Below are 6,356 nucleotides of genomic sequence, written 5' to 3'. Positions count from 1 at the left end.
CCCTCCCTCCCCCGCCCGCTCCGCCCCGCTCCGCCCCGCCCCGCCCCGCTCCGCTCCCGCGATCTTGCACTTCCGGCCCCGACGAAGGCGACATCCGCCCCGAACCGAGGGCACAAACTGCAAAATCCCGGGAGCGGGGCGGGGCGGGGCGGGGGTTAGCCGGGGGGTGGGCGGTGCAGGGTCAGTGATTGGAAACGGTGGCCGCGGCCGACGTCCACGGGGTGGAAGTCCACGACGTCGAACGACGCGGCGGCGAAGCCGAGCAGCTGCTCATCGGTGCGGAACGAGAAGAAACGCGGCGGCTCGTGATCGTCGTCGCTGATGGGGCCTTCAGCGCTCTCGTTGCCTCCGTACACGCCGATGAAGAACAGCCCGCCGGGGCGCAGGATCGCTCGGATCGCCGCGAGGACCGCGGGCAGGTCGTGGTCGGGTACGTGCAGCAGGCAGTTCATCGCGAACACCGCGTCGAACGAGCCGGCCGGGAAATCCAGGTGCAGGAAATCCGTGACGTGGGCCTCGATGCCCTTGGCCCGGCAGCGCTCGACCATCACCGGCGAGAGGTCGGACGCGACGACGGAGAAGCCCTCCTGCTGGAAGTAGGCGCTGTCCTGCCCGGTGCCGGCGCCGATCTCCAGCAGCCGCGCACCCGGCGCCAGCCGGTCCCGGAACGCCTGCCGTTCCGCCAGCTTCCACGGCTCCTTGATGAGTCCGTCACGCAAGGCCGCCTTCGCGTCGTACGCCGCGCGCAGCGGGCCGAGCACCTCGTCGTATCGCACCGTCATGTCGACCATTGTCGACGAGCCGGAACGGTCACGACATCCCGTGCGGGCCCCGGTCTGGCTAGCGGGGGGTACGGAGGGCGGCGGCGCGGCGGGCCCGGTCGACCGCGGCGGGGAGTGCGGCGATCAGGGCGTCGACGTCGGCGGGGGCGCTGGTGTGGCCGAGGGTGAAGCGCAGCGAGGAGCGGGCCCGGTCGTGGTCGGCGCCCATCGCGATCAGCACGTGCGAGGGCTGCGCCACCCCGGCCGAGCAGGCCGAGCCGGTGGAGCAGGCGATGCCCTGGGCGTCGAGCAGGAGCAGCAGCGCGTCGCCCTCGCAACCGGGGAAGGAGAAGTGCGCGTTGCCCGGTAGCCGGTCGGCCGGGTCGCCGTTGAAGACCACCTCGGGCACCGCCTCACGGACCCGCCGGACCAGGTCGTCGCGGAGCGCGGCCACCCGGGCGGCGTACTCCTGCTGGCCCTTGACGGCGGCCTCGACGGCGACCGCGAAGGCCACGATGCCGGCGGTGTCCAGGGTGCCCGAGCGCACGTCGCGCTCCTGCCCCCCGCCGTGCAGCAGCGGGGTGGCGGCGACGTCCCGGGCCAGCAGCAGCGCGCCCACGCCGGTCGGGCCGCCGAGCTTGTGCCCGGTGACGGTGAGCGCGGACACGCCACTGGCCGCGAAGTCCACCGGGACCTGGCCGACCGCCTGGATCGCGTCGGTGTGGAACGGCACCCCGTGCGCGGCCGCCACGGCGGCCAGCTCGGCCACCGGCTGGACGGTGCCGACCTCGTTGTTGGCCCACATCGCGGTGACCACGGCGACCCGGTCGGCGTGCGCGGCCAGCTCGGCGCGCAGCCGCTCCGGGTCGAGCCGGCCGGCCGCGTCGACCGGCAGCCACCCCACGTCGGCGCCCTCGTGGTCGACGAGCCAGTCCACCGCGTCGAGCACCGCGTGATGCTCGACCGCGCTGGAGACCACCCGCGCCCGTCGGGCGTCGCCGCCGCGCCGGGCCCAGAAGATGCCCTTGACCGCGAGGTTGTCGCTCTCCGTCCCGCCGCCCGTGAAGATCACCTCGGAGGGGCGGGCGCCGAGCGCGGCCGCGACCCGCTCGCGGGATTCCTCCACCCGCCGCCGGGCACGGCGACCCGCCGCGTGCAGCGACGACGCGTTGCCGACCTCGCGGGCGGTGGCGACGTACGCCTCCAACGCCTCGTCGAGCATCGGAGTGGTCGCCGCGTGATCCAGGTATGCCATCACCGTTCAGCCTAACGGCCGAGTGCCGGCCCGCCGGACGCCGGACCGCCCGGAGACGGCCGGCGCCGGGGCGGGGAGGGCGTCCTCCCCGCCCCGGTGGTCCGTTCGGCCCGTCGGGGTGCGGGCCGGCCGACGACGCCCGCGGGGTTCGGGCGCCGCTCAGGCGGGCACGGCCGTCACCACGATGTTGTCCCGGTAGTGCCGGGTCTTCGCGTCGAACGGCCCGCCGCAGGTGATCAGGGTCAGCCGGGGCTTGCCGTCGCGGGCGAAGTACCGCTCCAGCGGGATCTTCGTCTTCGCGTACTCCTCCCGGGCCACCACCCGGTACGCCCGCGGCTTCCCGTCCGCCCCGGTGGCGGTCAGGGTGTCGCCCTGGCCGAGCTCGCGCAGCCGGAAGAACGCTCCCTTGCCCTGGTCGGCGCTGTCCACGTGCCCGGCGATGACCACCGAGCCGGCGTCGGCCTCCAGGCCGGGGCCGTGCCGGTACCAGCCGATCGTGTCGACGCTCGGCGGCACCTCGAACTCGTCGGTCCGCTGGTTGATACCGACCGGATTGACCCTGGCGGTCACGTCGATCGACGGGATGCGCAGCTTCACCGGCGGGACAATCTCCTCCCCGGCCGGGAGCTCACCGGCCGCGACCGGCACCGAGGAGGTGGTGCCGGCGGCGGCCGTCGGGGTCGGGGTGGCGCTGGCCAGGGCCGCGGCCTCGTCGGATCCGACGTCCTCCGCCGGCTGCGACCCGCACGCCACCAGGGTGGCGACGGTGAGCGCGGTGACGCCGGCGGCCATGGCCGCCAGCGCCCCGCGGTTGCGCACCGTCACTTGCGACCGGTCCGGGCGGTGGCCACCCGCGCCCCGCCGCCGACCAGCAGCAGCACGCCGGCGCCGGCCAGCACGTACCACCAGGTGTCCACGCCGGTGCCGGCCTGGCCGCCGGTGCCGCTCGGCACGCCACCCGGCGCCGAGTGCAGCCCGGTGATCGTCTGCGCGACCAGGTCGAGGTTCTTGCCCTCGGCCGAGCCGATCGCGTAGACGATGGTGGCGGTGCCCTCCTTGAGGTTGAGGTCCGCCGGGCCGATCGCCACGGTGTCGGTGCCGGCCAGCACCACGTCCGCCTTGACGGTGCCGGCGGCGACGTCGGCCTTGGCCTCCTTCGGGTTGGTCAGGCCCTCGAAGACGGGCGTGCCGCCGGCCCGCACGTCCACCGCCGGGGCGGCGGCGGTGTGCCGGACGATCAGCCGGGCCTTGCCGGCGTCCACCTTGGCCGTGTCGTTGACGAACGGGGTGATCTTCGGCTTGCCCGCGGCGTCGAGGTGCGCGGCGAGGCTGATGTTCGCCCCGCCCGGGACCTCGGCGTCGTCGACCTTGAGGATGGCCTTGTCCACCGACTCGCCCGGCTTGGTCAGCGCGATGTCGTACTCACCCTCGGCCAGGCTCAGCGGGCCGGCCACGTCGCCCGGCTTGAAGTTGTCGAGGGTCTTCTTGCCGTTGACGTACACGTCGACCGGGGTGTCCGGGATGCCGTGCACGACGGAGACCTTCGACGAGGCGGCGTAGGCCGGGCTCATGGTGGCGGCGCCGACGCCGGCGAACGTCAGGGCGGCCACCGCGCCACCCGCGGCGACCCGACGGAAGATCGAGAGCTGCATGTCTGCCTCCTGGTAGTTCGTACTGATTCGTCAGGCCTGGCTTGCAGAACGGGATACGCCGCGCCCCCGAGCCCCGGATGCAGCCGGATCCACTTTCTTTTTCTTCGTCCGCGCCGCATCCGGAACGGCCTCCGGCGACGAAGAGGAGGTGAGAAGAGTGGGCACCCACACGGACCGGGGAGGTGGGGCGATGACGACGGGAGCTACAGTCGGGCATGCCCCACGGAAGGCGACCCGCCCGGTGACGGCGGTACGACACGAACCGGACCCCCCGCCGCCGGAGGACCTCGCGGAACGGTTCCGCGCGGGCGACGAGCGCGCGCTGCGGGAGGCGTACGACAGATACGGCCGCGCGGTTCTCCACCTGGCCGTCAGCACGCTGGCCAACCGCAGCGACGCGGAGGACGTCACGCAGGCGACCTTCGTCGCGGCCTGGCTCGGGCGGGACACCTTCGATCCGGCCAAGGGCTCGCTGATCGGCTGGCTGCTCGGCATCGGGCGGCGCAAGGTGATCGACCGGCTCCGCGCTGCGGCCCGGGAGACCAGGGTGGTCGAAAGCGTCCGGCAGCTGCCCGAACCGGCTCCCACCGGGCCCGACCCGGACGCGGTGGTCGACCGGTTGGTGGTCGCCGACGAGCTGGCCCGGCTCCCCGACGACCAGCGACGCATGCTGGAACTGGCCTTCTACGACGACCTCACGCACCAGCAGATAGCCACGGTGACCGGGGTGCCGCTGGGGACGGTCAAGAGTCACATCCGACGCGGTATGGCGAGCTTGAAACGCAGATGGGAGGTGGACGGTGCAGCACCTGGACCACGACCGGCTGGTCTTTCTGGCGCTCGGTGAGAGCGAGGCGGAGCACGGCGAGACCGATCACCTCGGCACCTGCGCCGTCTGCCGCGGCGAGCTTCAGGCCCTCCAGCACGTCGCCGGGCTCGGCGCCGAAACCCAGGGCCTGCGCGAACTGCCCGAACCGCCGGAGCACATCTGGCAGGGCATCATGGCCGAGATCAACGCCGCGGAGGCGCTGCCGTCGCTGACGGAGGCCCGCCGGCAGTCGAACGGCGCGGGACCGACCGGCGAGCTGCCGGCGGCTCCCAGTGCCGCGGTGCCGATCGGCGCCGGCGGACGCCGGCGCTGGTCCCGCTGGGCCACCACCCTGGTCACGGCCGCCGCCGCCGCGGCGGTGGGCGTGGTCGGCACGCTCGCCGTGGTCGACCGCGACCGGCCCGCGCCGCAGCAGGCCGTACTCGCCAGCGCTCCGCTGGCGGCGTACGGGACGACCCCGAAGGACGCCAACGGCGACGCCCGGGTCCTCACCGACGGCAAGGTGCACCTGCACGTGGCGAATCTGCCGAACGTTTCCGGGTACTACGAGGTCTGGCTGATCAATCCGAAGAACATGGAGATGTTCTCGATCGGCACGCTGCGCAGCCGGTCGGGAGACGCCCTCCTCCCGTTGCCACCGAACGTCGATCTTCAGGCATACTCGGTTGTCGACGTCTCCGCCGAGCAGTACGACAACAAGCCCGCCCACTCCGGCGACAGTCTGCTGAGGGGCGCCCTGACGGGCTGATCGGCGGGCCGGCTCAGCTCCCCGGCCCGCCGATCAGCTCCCTTCCCACCGCACGGGAAGTCCGCAACAGGAAAGAGCCGCCGTCCGGGTCCGGACGGCGGCTCTTTCCTCTCGTCGGGGCGCCGCGCGGCGGCGCCCCGACGGCGTACTCACTTGCGCTTGCGGATCTCCTCGGCGGCCTGCGGGACGATCTTGAACAGGTCGCCCACCACGCCGAAGTCGGCCAGCTCGAAGATCGGGGCCTCGCCGTCCTTGTTCACGGCGACGATCGTCTTCGAGGTCTGCATGCCGGCCCGGTGCTGGATCGCGCCGGAGATGCCCAGCGCGACGTAGAGCTGCGGGGAGACGGTCTTGCCGGTCTGCCCGACCTGGAACTGGTGCGGGTAGTAGCCCGAGTCGACCGCCGCGCGGGACGCGCCGACGGCGCCGCCGAGCAGGTCGGCCAGCTCCTCGACCAGCTTGAAGTTGTCCGCGTTGCCCACGCCACGGCCGCCGGAGACGACGATGCCGGCCTCGGTCAGCTCGGGGCGGGAGCCCTTCTGCTCGGCGACCCGGTCGACGACCTTGGCCAGCTTGTCCGCGTCGGTGACCGACACGGTGAGCTGCTCGACGGCCGGGGTGGCCGGCGCCGGGGTCGGGTTGACCGAGTTCGGCCGGACGGTGACCAGCGGCAGGCCCTTGGTGACCTTGGACTTGACGATGGTGGAGCCGGCGAAGGCGACCTGGGTCGCGGTGCCGTCGGCGGCCAGACCGACCACGTCGGTCAGGATGCCGTTCTCCAGCTTGACGGCCAGCCGGGCGGCGATCTCCTTGCCCTCCTGGGCCGAGGCGAGCAGCACGGCGGCGGGCTGGACCCGCTTGACCAGCTCGGCCAGCACGGTGGCCTTCGGGGCCACCAGGTAGCCGTCGATCTCCTCACCCTCGGCGGCGTAGATCTTCTCCGCGCCGTACTCACCGAGCTTGGCGCTCAGCGCCTCCGCGGCGCCGGCGCCACCGAGCACGACCGCGCTCGGGGTGCCCAGCTCGCGGGCGAGGGTGAGCATCTCCAGGGTGACCTTCTTGACGCCGAATTCCTTGGTGGCTTCGACGACGACGAGAACCTCAGACATGT

At 73.2% G+C, this 6,356-nt stretch carries 7 protein-coding genes; 2 read left to right on the top strand and 5 right to left on the bottom strand.

Features of this window, described 5'->3' with window-relative positions; genetic code table 11:
• Positions 1 to 155: 155 nt before the first annotated feature.
• The 4 genes from AC5RWQ_RS19515 to AC5RWQ_RS19500 form a co-directional block, all read right to left on the bottom strand.
• On the bottom strand, positions 156 to 791 hold the full coding sequence (locus AC5RWQ_RS19515) for a class I SAM-dependent methyltransferase (protein WP_494284133.1): 636 nt from the start codon (positions 789 to 791) through the stop codon (positions 156 to 158).
• Between the two features lie 49 nt (positions 792 to 840).
• Entirely contained in the window at positions 841 to 2,016 is a 1,176-nt protein-coding gene (locus AC5RWQ_RS19510; protein WP_494284132.1) for a cysteine desulfurase family protein, read from the bottom strand.
• Positions 2,017 to 2,175: 159 nt separating this feature from the next.
• The gene (locus AC5RWQ_RS19505) at positions 2,176 to 2,841 is read right to left on the bottom strand and encodes a class F sortase (RefSeq protein ID WP_494284131.1); all 666 of its coding nucleotides are present in this window, start codon (positions 2,839 to 2,841) and stop codon (positions 2,176 to 2,178) included.
• Complete coding sequence (locus AC5RWQ_RS19500; RefSeq protein WP_334483089.1) at positions 2,838 to 3,668, bottom strand: DUF4397 domain-containing protein; 831 nt, start codon at positions 3,666 to 3,668, stop codon at positions 2,838 to 2,840. Before AC5RWQ_RS19500 ends, AC5RWQ_RS19505 begins: the two co-directional genes overlap by 4 nt.
• A gap of 241 nt (positions 3,669 to 3,909) precedes the next feature.
• On the opposite strand from AC5RWQ_RS19500, the gene AC5RWQ_RS19495 reads away from it, so the two are divergent.
• Together AC5RWQ_RS19495 and AC5RWQ_RS19490 are read left to right on the top strand one after the other, a co-directional pair.
• The gene (locus AC5RWQ_RS19495) at positions 3,910 to 4,515 is read left to right on the top strand and encodes an RNA polymerase sigma factor (protein WP_494284130.1); all 606 of its coding nucleotides are present in this window, start codon (positions 3,910 to 3,912) and stop codon (positions 4,513 to 4,515) included.
• Positions 4,469 to 5,245, top strand: coding sequence for an anti-sigma factor (locus AC5RWQ_RS19490; protein WP_494284129.1), 777 nt, complete (start codon positions 4,469 to 4,471; stop codon positions 5,243 to 5,245). Before AC5RWQ_RS19495 ends, AC5RWQ_RS19490 begins: the two co-directional genes overlap by 47 nt.
• A 149-nt stretch (positions 5,246 to 5,394) precedes the next feature.
• Here the strand turns inward: AC5RWQ_RS19490 and AC5RWQ_RS19485 are convergent, their stop codons facing one another.
• Positions 5,395 to 6,354, bottom strand: a complete 960-nt coding sequence (locus AC5RWQ_RS19485) for an electron transfer flavoprotein subunit alpha/FixB family protein (RefSeq protein ID WP_334483094.1) — start codon at positions 6,352 to 6,354, stop codon at positions 5,395 to 5,397.
• Positions 6,355 to 6,356 lie beyond the last annotated feature (2 nt).

The organism is Micromonospora sp. BS32 (genome assembly GCF_059089345.1).
Note: the sequence above shows the minus strand (reverse complement) of the source record. Positions and strands in the feature narration are given on the sequence as shown.

Bases quoted from the DNA above. Each gene is read 5' to 3' on its own strand.
- AC5RWQ_RS19515 (WP_494284133.1), bottom strand. From the start codon at position 791: ATGGTCGACATGACGGTGCGATACGACGAGGTGCTCGGCCCGCTGCGC.
- AC5RWQ_RS19510 (WP_494284132.1), bottom strand. From the start codon at position 2,016: ATGGCATACCTGGATCACGCGGCGACCACTCCGATGCTCGACGAGGCG.
- AC5RWQ_RS19500 (WP_334483089.1), bottom strand. From the start codon at position 3,668: ATGCAGCTCTCGATCTTCCGTCGGGTCGCCGCGGGTGGCGCGGTGGCC.
- AC5RWQ_RS19485 (WP_334483094.1), bottom strand. From the start codon at position 6,354: ATGTCTGAGGTTCTCGTCGTCGTCGAAGCCACCAAGGAATTCGGCGTC.